This window comes from Pseudanabaena cinerea FACHB-1277, assembly GCF_014696345.1.
In the GTDB taxonomy this organism is placed as follows: Bacteria; Cyanobacteriota; Cyanobacteriia; order Pseudanabaenales; family Pseudanabaenaceae; genus Pseudanabaena; species Pseudanabaena cinerea.
The window spans coordinates 23,437-38,170 of sequence record NZ_JACJPY010000022.1; the positions used below are offsets into that span (position 1 = coordinate 23,437).

Here is a 14,734-nt window from a genome sequence, read left to right on the forward strand (position 1 = left end):
AAGCATTTAGAAGTAATATTCTTACCATCCATAAAATACTAGACTATACAGCCAATACAAGCGACAAACTATGTCTGATTCGGTGATCCGTGTTGAAAATCTAAGCAAGAAGTATATGATTGGGCATCAGAAGCAGGAGCGCTATACAGCTTTGCGCGATGTTCTTTCCGACAAAGTTAAGGGGCTTGGTAATTTTTTTAATCGTCACGCTCAGAAGCAGGATGAGGCTTTTGAGGAGTTTTGGGCGCTTAAGGATGTGTCGTTTGAGATTAAGCAGGGCGATCGCGTTGGCATCATCGGACGTAATGGTGCAGGAAAATCTACTCTTTTAAAAATTCTCAGTCGCATCACCGAGCCCACATCAGGCAAAATCTCCATAAAGGGCAGGGTATCGAGCCTATTAGAAGTGGGGACAGGATTTCATCCTGAACTAACGGGAAGAGAAAATGTATTCCTAAATGGTGCTGTGCTGGGGATGGAGCAAATAGAAATCAAAAGAAAATTTGATGAAATTGTGACCTTTGCAGAGGTTGAAAAATTCTTAGATACCCCAGTTAAACGCTATTCATCAGGTATGTATGTACGTCTAGCGTTTGCAGTAGCTGCACACCTAGAACCAGAGATTCTGATCGTAGATGAAGTGCTGGCAGTTGGCGATGCCCAATTTCAAAAGAAGTGTCTAGGTAAGATGAAAGATGTAAGTGGCGAAGGTCGCACAGTTATTTTTGTGAGTCACAGTATGCCAACCATTACATCTCTCTGCTCAAAAGCAGTTCTTTTGGAGAAAGGGAAAATAGTTTCCCAAGGGAATGTGTCTGACATAGTAATGAATTACTATGCAAGTGATGGTAATTTCTCGCCAGCGTCTGTAACTTATGCAGAAAGAGATCGCCCCGTTGGTGATGAATATGTCAGAATGCTATCAGGTTGTATCGTCAATAGTAGTGGTGAAATCACGCCTGAAATTTCTATTAATGAAAATGCAAAGATTGTTCTTAAGTACCAAATACTTCAAGATAGTAATTACAAGTTTTTGCCTAACTTTCATTTCTATACAGCCGATGGAACCTGTGCTTTTATTACTTCTGTAGAGAAAATAGAAATATTGCCTATGGGAATTTATGAAGCTGAATGTGTTTTACCTATGAATTTCCTTAACGAGGGTGCATACTTTGTAGGTTTAGCTATAAGTTCCTTTGAGTCAGGAGTTAGAATTCATTTTTATGAACAGAATATTCTCTCTTTTAATATCAAGGATGCTCTTGATGGTGTAGGGCGATCGCATGGATACGTAGGACGAGTACCAGGGGTAGTTCGTCCTCAACTGAATTGGAACTTAGTGAAGGTGTCATGAAAGCAGTAATTTTGGCAGGGGGATTAGGTACGAGGCTAAGCGAAGAAACGCACTTAAAGCCTAAGCCAATGGTAGAAATTGGTGGCAAGCCAATTTTGTGGCACATCATGAAAACTTACTCTTTCCATGGAATTCAAGACTTTGTGATTTGCTGTGGCTACAAAGGCTATGTAATTAAAGAATACTTTGCCAATTACTTTTTACATATGTCTGATGTTACGTTTGATATGCAGTCAAATCAAATGGAGGTGCATCACAAGAAAGCAGAGCCTTGGCGCGTAACTTTGGTAGATACTGGCGAAGATACGTTAACAGGTGGCAGATTAAAGAGAGTTCGCGACTATGTTGGTCAAGAAACTTTCTGTTTCACCTATGGCGATGGGGTGAGCAATCTGGATATTAGTGCATTAGTTAAACTACACCATAGAGAACAACGCATGGCAACAGTAACTGCAGTGCAACCACCTGGGCGCTATGGCAATATTAATATTGTGGATAATGCCGTATTAAATTTCCAAGAAAAGCCGCAAGGTGATGGCAGTTGGATCAATGGCGGTTACTTCGTTTTAGAACCTGATGTTTTTGACTTGATTGAAGGCGATCAAACTAGTTGGGAATCAAATACGCTGCCGATTATTGCTAACAAAAATCAATTAGCAGCCTTTCAACACTATGGATTTTGGCAGGCTATGGATACCTTACGGGATAAAAGCTATCTAGAAAGTCTGTGGCATGAAAGTAAGGCTCCTTGGAAAGTATGGTAAGATTAGAAAATTTTTGGCAAGATAAAACAGTTTTTGTCACAGGACATACGGGTTTCAAAGGATCTTGGTTGTGTTTATGGCTGGAATTGCTAGGCGCTAAGGTGTTTGGTTATAGTTTGTCAGTGCCGACAGAACCGAACTTGTTTGAGCTAGTTAAGGGTGATCGCCTAACTTCGACTATTGCCGATGTTTGTAATTTGGAGCAGTTGACTCAAGCGATCCAAGCAGCCCAGCCTGAGATTGTGATCCATATGGCTGCCCAATCTTTGGTAAGGGAATCCTATAAAAATCCTGTGACAACCTATGCTACTAATATCATGGGAACTGTGAATGTGTTGGAAGCAGTCAGACAGGTTGGTCATGTTAAAGCTGTAATCATTGTCACTTCTGATAAGTGTTATGAAAATCAAGAATGGCTATGGGGATATCGGGAATCAGAGCCAATGGGCGGCTATGATCCCTATAGCAGTAGTAAAGGGTGTGCCGAGCTAGTCACAGCAGCCTATCGTAATTCTTTTTTTAACCCAAGCACCTATACTCAGCATGGTGTAGGTGTTGCCTCAGTTAGGGCAGGCAATGTAATTGGTGGCGGTGACTGGGCAAGTGATCGCCTCATTCCAGACATTGTTAAAGCTTGGCATAATGATCAAAAAGTAGTTATTCGTTATCCCCAAGCAATTCGACCTTGGCAGCACGTTTTAGAGCCTTTATCTGGCTATTTAAGCTTAGCCGTAAACTTGTATGAGGATGGGGTTAAGTATGGTGGTGCTTGGAACTTTGGCTCTAATGATTATGATGCGAAGCCAGTGGGCTGGATTGTGGCGGAAATGGCAAGGTTGTGGGGTGATCGCGCCGATTGGATTCAAGAGATCCAAAATCAACCCCATGAAGCGCATTATCTTAAACTCGACTGCGCGAAGGCTAAGCACTATTTGAATTGGCAACCAAAGTTAGATGTTACAACTGCTTTAAGTTGGGTAGTTGACTGGGCAAAGGCTTGGAAAGCTGCTGCTAATATGAGGGAATTTACGACTAATCAAATTATTGAATTTATGAAAATTTCTAGGCAACAAGTTTAATTAAAATTTGCGCTTTTGCATGTCATTATTAGCTATCTATCTTAGTTTTTTGTGTCGAAAAATTATTTATGATTTTATTTATGATTATTTATGTCCTATCATCAATGCCGCTTTTGTAAGACTGAGCTAAAACATACCTTTGTTGATTTGGGTATGTCGCCTTTGTCAAACTCCTATTTGAAGTCAGAACAGTTAAATAAAGCCGAAAGGTTTTATCCACTCCATGCTTATGTGTGCGATCGCTGTTTGTTAGTACAGCTAGAAGAATTTGAGTCTCCTGATCATATATTTAGCGATTATGCTTATTTTTCTTCCTATTCCGATAGCTGGCTTAAGCATTGTCACCAGTATGCCAACTTAATGATTGAACGGTTTGGATTTAATCAATCCAGTCAAGTTATGGAGATCGCCAGTAATGATGGTTATTTACTGCAATATTTCCAAAATCAACAGATTCCTGTTTTAGGAATAGAGCCTGCGGCAAATGTGGCGAAAGTGGCGATCGCCAAGGGAATTAGTACTGTAGTTAAGTTTTTCGGGGTGGCAACTGCTCAGGAGCTAGTTAGTCAGGGTAAACAAGCCGATTTGCTATTGGGCAATAATGTCTTAGCCCATGTTCCAGATATTAACGATTTTGTCGCAGGGATGCAGATTGTCTTAAAGCCTGATGGCATAATTACGATGGAATTTCCCCATGTATTGCAACTGATGCAGCAAAATCAGTTTGATACAATTTACCATGAGCACTTCTCCTATCTCTCTTTGCTGACAGTTTCGCAAATCTTTACTGCTCACGGCTTAACTCTATTTGATGTGGAAGAGTTGCCTACCCATGGAGGATCTCTACGAATCTATGCTAAACATCAGGACAACAGTGAGTTGGCGATTAGCGATCGCTTAATTGCTTTGCAAGCAAAAGAAAAAGATGCAGGTTTAGATCAAGTAAAAACCTATTTAGAATTTGGAGATCGTGCGATCGCCACTAAGCACAAATTATTAAACTTCTTAATCGAGATTAAGCGTCAAGGTAAAACCATAGTTGGCTATGGTGCTCCTGCTAAGGGTAATACTCTCTTAAATTACTGCGGCATTCGGACAGACTTTTTAGAATATACCTGCGATCGCAGCCCCCATAAACAAGGACTATTTCTCCCTGGTACGCATATCCCTATTCATGCCCCCGATCAAATCAAAGTCACCAAACCCGATTATGTTCTGATTTTGCCTTGGAATCTCAAAGACGAAATTCAAGAACAGCTTAGTTATATTCGTGAGTGGGGCGGACATTTTATTGTGCCGATCCCAGAGGTTGAGGTTTTAGGATGAAGTTCCTCGAAACTAAGCTCAAGGGAGCCTATGTGCTCAAAATAGAACCAATTATTGATCACCGTGGTTTCTTTGCGCGATCGTGGTGTCAACAAGAATTTAGCGATCGGGGCTTAAATCCTAACTTAGTCCAATGTAATATTTCTTTCAACCTTAAGAAAGGAACATTGCGGGGAATGCACTATCAAACTGCGCCCCACGAAGAAGCCAAATTAGTAAGATGCACCCAAGGCAAAATCTATGATGTAATTGTGGATCTCCGTCCCAATTCTGACACCTTTAAAAACTGGATTGCCGTAGAACTAAGTGCCACCAATCACCAAATGCTCTATATCCCTGAAGGCTTTGCCCATGGCTTTCAGACCCTAGAAGACAACACCGAAGTCTTTTATCAAATGGCTGAATTCTTCCATCCCGAATCAGCAAAAGGAATCCGATGGGATGATCCAGTATTATCCATTGATTGGCTTTTGACTGAAGATTTAATAATTTCTGCTAAGGATCAGCAGTATCCTTCTTTTCAAGAAACGAGCTTTTGAGCTAAATAGATAATTAAATAATTAATTTATGTCCCATCCACTGCTCTCTATAGTTATTCCAACCCGTCAAAGACATGACACTTTAGTCTATGCAATGGCAAGCATTTTAGATCAAGACTTTAAAGATTTAGAATTAATTGTAATGGATAACTTTAGTAGTCCTGAAACTGCGGAAGTTGTGGCTTCGTTTAATGATGCGCGAGTTGCTTACTATCGTTCTCCACAAAGACTCTCAATGACGGAGAACTGGGAGTTAGGACTATCCTATGCCACTGGAGAATATGTCTCAATATTAGGCGATGACGATGCTTTTATTCCCGATGCATTTGCATTGTGCGAAAGTCTTATAAATTCATACGAATTTAAAACTATTTCCTGGCAACCAAGTCTATACACTTGGTCTACCTTTATTGCTCCATGGCGGCGCGATCAATTATCTTTAGAACTAAATCAATCTGTTTCTATTTTAGATTCTAAATTTGTTTTAGGGCAAGTTTACGAAGGCTTAGCTAGTTATACTAACTTGCCAATGTTATATAACTCTTTTGTCCACAAAAGTATTATTAATTCGATTAAATCTCACTGCGGACAATATTTTCTTTCTTCCTGTCCTGACGTTTACTCTGGCATTGTCAATGCTTGGTTTTTAGAATCTTATTTCTTTTCTGTTCGTCCTTTATCTATAGCTGGAGCTTCGCATCATAGTACAGGATCTTCTTTTGCTTACAGGGAAATTAAAGAATCAAGTACACAGGTTAACCAGTTTTTAGCAGAGGTTAAAGAAGATGACTTTAATAATCCTCATTCACAATTAATACCTACTGACAATCTTGAAATATCAATTGCAAATGTACTACTGCACGCTAAAGATAAGTTTTTCCCTGAAGACCAAACTATTCAACTAAATATTTTTAACCTCCTTCAATCTATCGCAGATCAAATTAATCGCAATAATTCTACCTATGAAAGAACATTTGAATATATCAAGGCTTTAGCTGAAAAGCATAATATCTCCTTGACTAAGTTAAAAATACCTCCAAAGCTTACTCAAAATAAAGTTTTTGTGTCCCATCAAGGAATAGTTGAGAGAGAGTCAGGCTTTATTGGATTAGTAATAAATTGTAAGCAAGCAAATGTAACGAACGTCCTTCAAGCTTCAAAATTAGCGCAATCAGTATTGCCAAGTAATGAATCGTTTTTAGATGTTTGTCGGGACTTATTACATACTAATGAAACTGAGAATCATAAAAGCATCTTAAACACCTTAAACCTAAGAAAAATCAATCTAGCAATTTTCCCTGATTGGCAAGTATCAGCAGATTTAATTATTTTCGAGCTAACTTCTATAATTAAAACTATTGTTACGCATCCATTAAGCAAACAAATTAGTCTTTTAATTTACGTTGACGACCAAAGTGACTTGCAAAAGGTTGATGAGATCATCTCTGATATATTAATTCAAATAGTATTAGATGAAGACTTACAGTTCAGTGAAGATACTGAGCCATCTATTTCTATATTAGAAAATTTTAGTCAATCTGAGTGGCTAGAGATTGCTGCTAGTTTGCATGGGATTATTTTAATGACTCATGAAAATCAAAATATACTCAATCAAATAAATATTTATCATCAAGAGTCAGGCAAACTGCCGCTTAAGCAGATTAAAAATATATCAGTACTTACTGAAATATTAGATTAAATAGATTAAGCACAACACTCAATGAACTTATTAGCCGTAGCCTCACTCTCCCCTAAACTGTAACGCTCTATCTAAGAAATATCCCATGACAAAGCCTCACATATATTTATTATACAAAACCTTCAATTACGGAAATAGAAGTGGGCTATTCCACTGATGCGGCGCGTAATGGTTGGGGCGATCGCTGGTTTTAGATTTTAATCAGGCTAAGCTACTCACCAATAAATATGTTAGTTTTGTGTCAGAACACTTTTACAAAGTCGCAATGAGTACCTTAAGTTCTTTATACCAGTCAGATTTTAATCTCTGGCTAGAAAAAAATCTTACTCTGCTTAAAGAGAGGGGGTTTGCTCAGTTGGATGTCGATAACTTAGTAGAAGAAATAGAGGATATGGGCAACAATCGCAAAGATGCTTTAGAAAGTAATCTTATGCGAGTTTTTCAACATCTATTAAAGTGGAAGTACCAACCGCAAAAAAGGACGAATAGCTGGAGAGCTTCAATTACCGAACACTCATTACGCCTAAACAAAATTTTTAAGAAAAGTCCTAGCCTTAGGCGTTATTTTGAAAATGTGTATGAAGAATGCTATCAAGATGCTCGCTTGGTGGTTTCACGGGAAACGGGAATAGACATCAATATATTCCCTGAAGTTTGCCCATTCAAGTCTGATGATGTGCTTAATCCCGATTATTTGCCAGAATAATCTTGATAAGAGTATCCTTTTTGAAGTTTCTTGGTCAAATTTTGATGACTAAACCACGCATCTATTACACCAAACCTTCCATAACTGAGCTAGAGGTGGGCTATGCCACTGACGCAGCGCGTAATGGTTGGGGCGATCGCTTTTTATCAGGCAAACTTTAATATCATGACTAGTATTGCAATTACTGGTGCTACTGGATTTGTTGGGCGGCAAGTACTAAAATATTTATCTCAAGGAGATCATAATATAAAAATCCTTACTAGAAAGCCTCAAATTGCAGATCAATATCAAGTAAATATTAAAGTAATAGAAGTAGAAAATCTATTTCATGAAAAGATTGAGCTTTTAACAGAAATCTTAAAAGATGTGGAAATACTAATCCATCTAGCTTGGTATGCTGAACCTGGTAAATATCTAACTTCTTCTTTAAATATAGATTGCCTAACTGGTACACTTAACTTAGCTCAAGCATTTTCCCTAGCAGGTGGTAAGAGATTTATAGGAATTGGTACTTGTTTTGAATACGATCTTGATCAATGTTTGCTAAGTGTTGATACTCCTTTAAAGCCAAAAACTATTTATGCAGCTTCTAAGGCTTCAGCATTTCAACTTTTAACACAGATTTTATCAATTTCAAAAGTTGAATTTGTGTGGTGTCGTTTATTTTATCTTTATGGTGAAGGAGAAGATTATAGAAGATTTGTTCCTTATCTTAAGCAACAGTTAAGTAATGGAGAAATAGCTGAATTAACTAGCGGCGAGCAAATCCGAGATTTTTTGAATGTTCAGGATGCGGCTAGAATGATTGCAGAAGAAGCGTTAGGTTCTCATCAAGGAGCAACCAATATATGTTCAGGCATACCAGTGACAGTGCGACAACTAGCTGAAAAAATCGCCGATCATTTTAATAGAAGAGATTTACTTAAGTTTGGATCTAGACCAGATAATCTAATTGATCCGCCCTGCGTAGTAGGTGTGAGAGGAAGAATAACAAGATGAGACAAAACTCAAAACATCGGATTCTATATAAAGTTGAGCAGTTGCCAATTTTTCAAAATCGGATGTATGACTCAGAAATAGAAGCTAAAAACTGCCCAAAAGGAGACGTTTGTCTAATCGAAAACCTTGAAACAGGACTAGTTTATAATGAGAGCTTCATCCCTGAGTTAATGGTATACGATCAGCGTTATCAAAACGAACAAGCCGTTAGTCCCTTGTTTCAACAACATCTTAGCAGTGTTCTATCAATTATCGAAAGTACTATAGGTAAAGAAGAGATAGTAGAAGTTGGCTGTGGTAAAGGTTTCTTTTTAGAAATGCTCTTCAAAGAAGGATTTCAAGTAATTGGATTTGATCCGACTTACGAAGGTTCAAATCCTGTTATAGAAAAAAGATATTTTACATCAGATGTTGGTATTCAAAGTAAAGGTATAATTCTGCGCCATGTTCTTGAACACATTCAAAATCCTATTGATTTCCTTTTTCAATTAAGAGACGCTAATGGAGGGCATGGGAAAGTATACATTGAAGTTCCCTGCTTTGACTGGATATGCCGTCACCGCGCTTGGTTTGATATTTTTTACGAGCATGTAAACTATTTCCGAATATCAGATTTCTATCACATGTTTAGTGAAGTAATAGATAGTGGCAAGCTGTTTGGCAATCAATACATCTATGTTGTAGCAGAATTATCAAGCCTACAAATCCCTAAATTTGACAATTCAAGTAGTGTATATTTCCCAACTGATTTTCTGAGAAAATTAACAGATTATCAAATAGTAGAACAAGCTAAAGCAGCTATTTGGGGAGGAGCTTCAAAGGGTGTGATTTTTGCTTTACTTAAGTCTCGAATAGGCCATTTCGTAGATGTGGTTATAGACATTAATCCAGCTAAACAAAACAAATATCTTCCTTCTACAGGAATTAAAGTAAGTTCTCCTGATAAAATATTTGATTTGCTTCCTGACAAGTCAACTATTTTTGTTATGAACTCTAATTATTTAGAAGAAATCAAAAAAACGTCCAAATATCTTTTTAATTACGTGAGCATTGATAATGAATAAATCTGACGATTCTAAGTTGGCAGCTATAGCAAGCTCTTTCTTAACTGCTTCTATCGAGCCCAAGTATTCCTACAACTATTCTTGGCTTGGTCGCCCTATTATTCAATATCCGCAGGATATGGTGGCAATGCAAGAATTGATCTGGAAAGTACAGCCAGATCTAATTATTGAAACTGGTATTGCTCACGGTGGATCGTTGATTTTTTCAGCTTCGATTCTTGAGCTAAATGCAATTTGTGGCGGTTGCCAAGATGCTGAAGTATTGGGGCTAGATATTGATATTCGCGCCCACAATCGCGAAGCCATTGAAGCACACCCGATGTTTAAGCGGATTTCCATGATCCAAGGATCAAGTATTGCCCCTGAAGTTATCGAGCAGGTGAAGGCAAAGGCAGCAGGCAAGCAAAAGATTTTGGTGTGTCTGGATAGCAACCACACTCATGATCATGTGCTAGCAGAGCTAGAGGCATATGCGCCATTAACCTCTGTGGGTAGTTATTGTGTGGTGTTTGATACTGTGATCGAAGACTTACCTGATGATATGTTTGGCGATCGCCCTTGGGGTGTGGGCAATAATCCGAAAACCGCAGTCTGGGAATACCTCAAGGCCCATCCAGAGTTTGAAATTGACAAGAGCATTCAGCACAAACTCCTGATTACGGTTGCGCCAGATGGCTATTTGAAGAGGGTCTATTAATTTAAGATATAACACCACATAGCGCAATCAAAAAATTAAAAGATCATGACTACTACCCCCCAAGAAGTTTGGCAGCTCCTCGGAGAACTTGTCCAATCTCAAAAAGAAACCGACCGCAAGTTTCAAGAAACTGACCGCAAGTTTCAAGAAACTGACCGCATACTCAATCAAAGCAAACAAGATACCGATCGCCAAATTAAAGAACTAGGAAAACAAATTGGTGGATTAGGTAAAAAGTTTGGTAGTTTTACTGAAGGTTTAGCTTTGCCTTCAATGGAAACAATCTTGCGCGATCGCTTTGGCATGGAGATCATCAGCCCCAGTGTGCGTGCCAGTAAACAAGGGCAGCACCTAGAAATTGATGTACTTGCCTATGCTAATGGTGATATCAACACAGCCTATATTGTGGAAGTCAAAAGCCATGCAAGGGATGAAGCTATCGAACAGTTAAAAAACCTACTAGAAAGATTTCCCGTCTTTTTCCCTGAACACCAGCACAAAAAACTATATGGTATCCTTGCTGCTGTTGACCTGTCATCTACAATGAAAGAACGCACTCTCAAGGAGGGGATATATGTTGCTAGTATTCATGATGAAGTGTTTGAACTAGATACACCTTTAGACTTTCGTCCCAAAAACTGGCAAGTTTAGGCGATCGCCCTTGGAGTGTGGGCAATAACCTGAAACCCGCAGTCTGGGAATACCTCAAAAATCATCCAGAGTTTGAGATTGATAAGAGCATTCAGCACAAGATCCTAATTACAGTTGTGCCAGATGGCTATTTGAAGCGAGTGAAGTGTCATATCTCTGACTTGAATAGCCACAGCTTGGATGTAGGATATAATCAACAGTAAGACTCAAAATTAGATTCACCTTCTTATAGAAACTTATAAGTTATGATCAAAACTTTGTATGAACAGGACTATGGACTCTGGGCAGAAAAGATGGCAGATTTGTTGGAGTCAGGTCGGTTTTCGGAGTTAGATATTGCAAATTTAGTTGACGAGGTGCGCGATTTGTCAAAACGGGAGCGTGATCGCTTATTAAGCAGCATGCGTTTGATTGTGCATCATTTGCTGAAGTGGGACTATCAACCACAAAAAAGATCTAAAAGTTGGGTGGGAACGATTCAACGGGAGCGCAAAAATATTGCTTTGTATTTAGAAGATAGTCCCAGTTTAAAACGTTATTTGACTGAGCTATGGCTAAATAAAATGTATGGCGTAGCTTGTGATGATGCTTTTGGGGAGACTGGCTTAACATTTCCTAAAGCATGTCAATATAGTGTTAGTGAGATTTTGGAACGAGATATCAGCTTAAATTAGAAACGAAAGTTTTATGGTGGCTACAACTAACTATTAATGAGGTTTGGCAACTATTAGGCGAATTGATCCAATTGCAGAAAGAAACAAAAAGATTGCTTCAGGAGCAAAGTCAAAAAACCGATAGACAAATCCAGCAGGTTAATGAGCAAATTGGCAAACTGGGTAATCGACTAGGAGAATTTGCTGAAGGGCAAGTCCGTCCTGCCGCAGTGCATCTATTTCAAGAGAGAGGCATTGCGGTTAGGGAATTATCGGCTAATATTTCTGTTCAAGACGGGGATGAAGGCATTGAGATCGATCTGTTAGTTGTTAATGGCTCAGAATGGTTATTCTTAATGATCTTAAATTTTAGCCAAGGGTCTGGTAGGTTAAGGCGATCGACAAACGTTTTGATAAAACTTTGATCAAACACAGAGAGGGCAATACTGAAATTATGGAAACACTGCTTTACATAGATGATTTTTACAGTTGTGCTTGCTGATCAGCCCAACTGTGATTATTTTTTCCCAGATAGCCAATTCATAGGCTAGTAAAGCAATACTTGCTCCGATGCTTTATGAGAACATTAGGACTAGATAGTCTAGTACCAGAATCAATGGTGATTGCTACCAATTTCGGCATCTGGGCACTGGTTCCGCCCAATGAGGAGCAGAAAGTCTTATTCAGCAAGGAGTGTAGGAATCTGTTGTCAAAGCTGGTTAACGTGGTTTTTGAGCAAAAAGTGCCTGTACACCCTGTTTTTGTGTTAGGTTACTGCCATACAAGATTCTTTTAATTAAAACCATAACCCTTGCTATGCTTGGCTTTTACTTCCTCACTGGGCGGAACCAGTGCCGGCATCTGCGTCACATTTAATGACAAAACAGTATTCAAAACCACTGACTGGGTTGGTATACAACAAGAGCTATCTATGCGCCAAAGACTTAGCGATCGCTTGAGGTCTTTGGGTATTAATCCAGAAGATGTAACTTAAAAATGATATGGAAGGACTATAGTAAATGGGCAGAAACCATGTCTAGTTTGGAATCAGGAGACTTAGTTAAGGTTGTTGCCATAAAATTTTTTACGTGATTTTTTAATTCAGATGCCTATTAACAATGAAAAACAGCCTCTAGTTAGTGTTGGTATTCCAACTTATAATAGAGCAGCTACGTTAGTTAAAGCTATTGAATCTGTATTACAACAGACTTATAGCAATATAGAACTAATTATCTCTGATAATGCTTCTACCGACGAAACTCAATCTATATGTGAAAAATTCTGTAATCTCGATCAAAGAATAACTTACATTCGTCAAGAAAAAAATTTGGGGGCAGCCAATAATTTTAATACTGTTCTAGAATTCGCTAAAGGAGAGTACTTTATGTGGTTAGGTGACGATGATTGGATTTCTTCGATGTACATAGAAGAATGTATAGGTATTCTGAGTCTAAATCTTGGTTATTCATTAGTCTCTGGCACTGTAAGTTACTTTGTTGGCAACAAATATTTAGGAGAAGGTAAACACATTAACTTGGAACAGAATGATAGATATGACAGGGTGATTAGATATTACGATCAGGTAACTGATAATGGTGTTTTTTATGGAGTAATGAATAGAGAGCAAATACTTAGCATATCCATGAGAAACACACTAGGAGCAGACTTACTGATGATTGCTGCAATGGCATTTTTAGGAAAAGTAAAAACACTAAAGAATGTTTCTTTAAGAAGAGAAAGCAGAGAAAATGAGGGATTAGAAACTCTTGTTAAGAGGCTTGGTTTATCACAATTTCATGCTAAATACCCAACACTCAGTTATACAATATCAGCATCTAGTGACGTATTTATTAACTCAAGCTATAAGCATTTAGCACTTAATCAAAAAATGTTATTGTTTATTAAAATTACATCATTTTTTGTCTTTTATCGTCTTTTACCTCACACTAGAAATAGTCTTGTATCGTTTATCGCGTCAATAACACCAAAGTTACTATATCCATATTTTCGTAGAGTTTATCGTATTCTTCAGACTATACTGTGTAAACTATAAAGAGGAATAAATTTAAAAAATATATGCAAAAAAAAATTATTAAAAAGCTTCTAGGCAAAATATATTATGGTGCCAAGCCTCAAATATGCATGGATGTTATAGCGTGGGCAAAAAAAAGAGGTTTAGATACTATTGAGACCTATCCACCAGTTTTATGTGAAGTTGAGCCCTATGTAATAGAAGATCCATTAGCAAAATCACATTTTGATATTCATTATGATGTACTATGCCGTCCACAGGCTTTGGTTTTAATTAAAAATGCGATTATTAAAGATGCCGATGGTTTAGTTCAATTGCCAGACGGACAGGTATGTTATGAAGGAAACTGGCATTTACCATACTTATTAGAAAATCCTGCATATCGTCGCTATTTTGCTAGAAAACGTTATTTAAAGGGAAATATCTATTCTTTATTATCCCTATGGTCGAAAGAGTTTTATCATTGGTTCTACGATGTTTTACCTCGACTTGAGTTTGTTTTACCGCACCTTCCTAGTGATACAAAATTCCTAATTCAAGAAAATCCCCATAACTATCAATTAGAATCGCTACAAGCTTATGGAATTGATTTAGATAGGTTAGAGATACAATCTAATGGTTTAGATACAAAAGTAGAAAGGCTTTGGTTTGCAAATCCTATTGGAGTTACTGGCATGAGTTCAGCATATCCTTTACAGGTTGTATCAAATAGGCTTAAGAGGTTTTTCAAAATAAAAGATGTTGGGATCAAAAAACATAGAATTTATATTTCGCGAAAGTTAGCTGGTTGTAGAAGAGTTGTAAATGAAGTAGTACTAGAACCTATACTAAATGAATTTAGATTTGATATCATACATTGTGAGCATTTATCCTTAGTTGAGCAGATACAACTTTTTGCTAATGCAGAAGCAATCGTGGGTCCTCATGGAGCTGGAATGATACATATGATATTTGCTCCAAACAACATCTCAACAGCAGAGATCAGTCCACTTTCTGCTTCTATACCACCTTGCTATGCTATTTTGGCAAAACAACTTGGACATAAATTTACTAGATTAGATGCTGATTTATCATCTGATCTTACATTATCTGATATGAATCTTGAACCTGCAAAACTCTGTGATTGGATAAAAAGTCTTTCTTAGTTTTGTCATACCTTAATTAATCACTT

At 37.9% G+C, this 14,734-nt stretch carries 14 protein-coding genes and 2 pseudogenes; all 16 read left to right on the plus strand.

From position 1 onward, the window contains the following. The first annotated feature begins 70 nt into the window (after positions 1 to 70). The 16 genes and pseudogenes from H6F44_RS09035 (at position 71) to H6F44_RS09110 (ending at position 14,708) form a co-directional block, all read left to right on the plus strand. Positions 71 to 1,354 (plus strand): ABC transporter ATP-binding protein, encoded by a 1,284-nt coding sequence (locus H6F44_RS09035; protein WP_199302055.1) that lies wholly within the window; start codon positions 71 to 73, stop codon positions 1,352 to 1,354. Beyond that, positions 1,351 to 2,118, plus strand: a complete 768-nt coding sequence (gene rfbF / locus H6F44_RS09040) for a glucose-1-phosphate cytidylyltransferase (protein ID WP_190350624.1) — start codon at positions 1,351 to 1,353, stop codon at positions 2,116 to 2,118. The genes H6F44_RS09035 and rfbF overlap by 4 nt, the downstream gene beginning before the upstream one ends. Further along, positions 2,112 to 3,197: a CDP-glucose 4,6-dehydratase gene (rfbG, locus tag H6F44_RS09045; protein ID WP_190350625.1), complete on the plus strand. Its 1,086-nt coding sequence runs from the start codon at positions 2,112 to 2,114 to the stop codon at positions 3,195 to 3,197. The genes rfbF and rfbG overlap by 7 nt, the downstream gene beginning before the upstream one ends. 90 nt (positions 3,198 to 3,287) lie before the next feature. Continuing rightward, complete coding sequence (locus tag H6F44_RS09050; protein ID WP_190350626.1) at positions 3,288 to 4,523, plus strand: class I SAM-dependent methyltransferase; 1,236 nt, start codon at positions 3,288 to 3,290, stop codon at positions 4,521 to 4,523. Then, positions 4,520 to 5,062 (plus strand): dTDP-4-dehydrorhamnose 3,5-epimerase, encoded by a 543-nt coding sequence (rfbC, locus tag H6F44_RS09055; protein WP_190350627.1) that lies wholly within the window; start codon positions 4,520 to 4,522, stop codon positions 5,060 to 5,062. Before H6F44_RS09050 ends, rfbC begins: the two co-directional genes overlap by 4 nt. A gap of 28 nt (positions 5,063 to 5,090) precedes the next feature. Further along, the gene (locus H6F44_RS09060) at positions 5,091 to 6,761 is read left to right on the plus strand and encodes a glycosyltransferase family 2 protein (RefSeq protein ID WP_190350628.1); all 1,671 of its coding nucleotides are present in this window, start codon (positions 5,091 to 5,093) and stop codon (positions 6,759 to 6,761) included. Between the two features lie 265 nt (positions 6,762 to 7,026). Continuing rightward, on the plus strand, positions 7,027 to 7,467 hold the full coding sequence (locus H6F44_RS09065; protein ID WP_190350629.1) for a DUF29 domain-containing protein: 441 nt from the start codon (positions 7,027 to 7,029) through the stop codon (positions 7,465 to 7,467). 165 nt (positions 7,468 to 7,632) lie between these two features. After that, positions 7,633 to 8,466 carry an NAD-dependent epimerase/dehydratase family protein gene (locus tag H6F44_RS09070; protein ID WP_190350630.1) on the plus strand — a complete coding sequence of 278 codons (834 nt, stop codon included), beginning with the start codon at positions 7,633 to 7,635 and terminating at the stop codon, positions 8,464 to 8,466. Next, on the plus strand, positions 8,463 to 9,530 hold the full coding sequence (locus H6F44_RS09075; protein WP_190350631.1) for a class I SAM-dependent methyltransferase: 1,068 nt from the start codon (positions 8,463 to 8,465) through the stop codon (positions 9,528 to 9,530). Before H6F44_RS09070 ends, H6F44_RS09075 begins: the two co-directional genes overlap by 4 nt. Continuing rightward, positions 9,523 to 10,227, plus strand: coding sequence for a cephalosporin hydroxylase family protein (locus H6F44_RS09080; RefSeq protein ID WP_199302056.1), 705 nt, complete (start codon positions 9,523 to 9,525; stop codon positions 10,225 to 10,227). Before H6F44_RS09075 ends, H6F44_RS09080 begins: the two co-directional genes overlap by 8 nt. 45 nt (positions 10,228 to 10,272) lie before the next feature. Further along, complete coding sequence (locus H6F44_RS09085; protein WP_190350633.1) at positions 10,273 to 10,878, plus strand: DUF3782 domain-containing protein; 606 nt, start codon at positions 10,273 to 10,275, stop codon at positions 10,876 to 10,878. A 2-nt stretch (positions 10,879 to 10,880) separates the two neighbouring features. After that, positions 10,881 to 11,081 (plus strand): annotated as a pseudogene (locus H6F44_RS23990) (CmcI family methyltransferase); the annotation flags it as partial. Positions 11,082 to 11,126: 45 nt separating this feature from the next. Further along, positions 11,127 to 11,552, plus strand: coding sequence for a DUF29 domain-containing protein (locus H6F44_RS09095; RefSeq protein ID WP_190350657.1), 426 nt, complete (start codon positions 11,127 to 11,129; stop codon positions 11,550 to 11,552). A gap of 32 nt (positions 11,553 to 11,584) precedes the next feature. After that, positions 11,585 to 11,875, plus strand: a pseudogene (locus H6F44_RS09100) (DUF3782 domain-containing protein); the annotation flags it as partial. 761 nt (positions 11,876 to 12,636) lie between these two features. Then, the gene (locus H6F44_RS09105) at positions 12,637 to 13,584 is read left to right on the plus strand and encodes a glycosyltransferase family 2 protein (protein WP_190350635.1); all 948 of its coding nucleotides are present in this window, start codon (positions 12,637 to 12,639) and stop codon (positions 13,582 to 13,584) included. 23 nt (positions 13,585 to 13,607) lie between these two features. Continuing rightward, positions 13,608 to 14,708, plus strand: coding sequence for a glycosyltransferase family 61 protein (locus H6F44_RS09110; protein WP_190350636.1), 1,101 nt, complete (start codon positions 13,608 to 13,610; stop codon positions 14,706 to 14,708). The last annotated feature ends 26 nt before the right edge of the window (positions 14,709 to 14,734 follow it).

Bases quoted from the DNA above. Each gene is read 5' to 3' on its own strand.
- H6F44_RS09075 (WP_190350631.1), top strand. From the start codon at position 8,463: ATGAGACAAAACTCAAAACATCGGATTCTATATAAAGTTGAGCAGTTG.
- H6F44_RS09060 (WP_190350628.1), top strand. From the start codon at position 5,091: ATGTCCCATCCACTGCTCTCTATAGTTATTCCAACCCGTCAAAGACAT.
- H6F44_RS09085 (WP_190350633.1), top strand. From the start codon at position 10,273: ATGACTACTACCCCCCAAGAAGTTTGGCAGCTCCTCGGAGAACTTGTC.
- rfbC (WP_190350627.1), top strand. From the start codon at position 4,520: ATGAAGTTCCTCGAAACTAAGCTCAAGGGAGCCTATGTGCTCAAAATA.
- rfbG (WP_190350625.1), top strand. From the start codon at position 2,112: ATGGTAAGATTAGAAAATTTTTGGCAAGATAAAACAGTTTTTGTCACA.
- H6F44_RS09070 (WP_190350630.1), top strand. From the start codon at position 7,633: ATGACTAGTATTGCAATTACTGGTGCTACTGGATTTGTTGGGCGGCAA.
- H6F44_RS09105 (WP_190350635.1), top strand. From the start codon at position 12,637: ATGCCTATTAACAATGAAAAACAGCCTCTAGTTAGTGTTGGTATTCCA.
- H6F44_RS09110 (WP_190350636.1), top strand. From the start codon at position 13,608: ATGCAAAAAAAAATTATTAAAAAGCTTCTAGGCAAAATATATTATGGT.
- H6F44_RS09050 (WP_190350626.1), top strand. From the start codon at position 3,288: ATGTCCTATCATCAATGCCGCTTTTGTAAGACTGAGCTAAAACATACC.
- H6F44_RS09080 (WP_199302056.1), top strand. From the start codon at position 9,523: ATGAATAAATCTGACGATTCTAAGTTGGCAGCTATAGCAAGCTCTTTC.
- H6F44_RS09065 (WP_190350629.1), top strand. From the start codon at position 7,027: ATGAGTACCTTAAGTTCTTTATACCAGTCAGATTTTAATCTCTGGCTA.
- H6F44_RS09035 (WP_199302055.1), top strand. From the start codon at position 71: ATGTCTGATTCGGTGATCCGTGTTGAAAATCTAAGCAAGAAGTATATG.
- rfbF (WP_190350624.1), top strand. From the start codon at position 1,351: ATGAAAGCAGTAATTTTGGCAGGGGGATTAGGTACGAGGCTAAGCGAA.